The 1,085-nt window shown below is 67.8% G+C and carries 1 protein-coding gene; it reads left to right on the plus strand.

Annotated elements, in window-relative coordinates:
- The first annotated feature begins 82 nt into the window (after window positions 1–82).
- A complete protein-coding gene (locus KBX34_RS33110; RefSeq protein ID WP_141908230.1) occupies window positions 83–1,078 on the plus strand; it encodes an IS30 family transposase in 996 nt (331 codons plus the stop codon).
- Window positions 1,079–1,085 lie beyond the last annotated feature (7 nt).

Below are 1,085 nucleotides of genomic sequence, written 5' to 3' on the forward strand. Positions count from 1 at the left end.
CCCGTGCTCAGGTGGTCGTAGCAATCGATCTTGTCGTTCGTTGGTCTCTTCGGCGGGGTGATCGCTGAGAGGCTGGTGGGGCGTGGCGGGTCGTAGGCCGTTGACGGTGGTGGACCGGGAAGAGATCACGCGGGGGATCGCTGAAGGGCTCTCGGGTCAGCAGATTGCGGCGCGGATTGGTCGGGATCCGAGTGTGGTGTCGCGGGAGATTTGTCGGGGTGGTGGGCGGGGGTTCTATCGGGCGTGGCGTTCGCAGCGGCAGGCGCAGCGGGCGCGGCGCCGGCCGAAGCCGTGCAAGCTGGAGTTGGACGCGCGGCTGCGGGAGGTGGTGGTGGCGTTGTTGGGTGAGGGTTGGTCGCCGGATCAGGTCGCTGGGCGGTTGCGGGTGGACTATCCCGAGGACGAGGCGATGCGGGTGTCGCACGAGGCGATTTACACGTGGATGTATGCGTTGCCGGTCGGGGAGTTGGCACGGCAGCACCTGCGGTTGCGCAGTGGCCGCAGGAACCGTCGCCCGGCGCGTTCGCCGGCGTCGCGGGCGCCGAAGATCCCGAACCCGACGTTCATCGATCAGCGGCCCGTCCAGGCCGAGGACCGGCGGGTACCTGGGCACTGGGAAGGCGACCTGGTCATCGGCAAGAACGGCGCCAGCGCCACCGCCACGCTGGTGGAACGCACCTCCCGGTTCCTGATCCTGATCCCGCTATCAGGAAGAGACAGCCCCACCGTCACCAGCGCCGTGGCCACCGGCATCGCCGGTCTGCCCGACGCCCTGCGCCGCACCCTGACCTGGGACTGCGGCACCGAAATGGCCGAACACGCCGCCCTGAGCATCGCCGCCGGTATCGACGTCTACTTCGCCCACCCCCACAGTCCCTGGCAACGCGGCACCAACGAGAGCACCAACCGGTGGATTCGCGAATACCTACCCCGCGGCACCGTCATCCCCAACGACCACGACCACCTCAACGCCATCGCCGACCGACTCAACAACCGACCCCGCCGTATCCTCGGCTACAAGAAACCCAAAGAAGTCTTCGCCGAGCTGCTGACCAGCCAGATTGCTTCCACCGGCTGAGCACGGG

The organism is Micromonospora sp. M61, from assembly GCF_018070245.1.
In the GTDB taxonomy this organism is placed as follows: Bacteria; Actinomycetota; Actinomycetes; order Mycobacteriales; family Micromonosporaceae; genus Micromonospora; species Micromonospora zamorensis.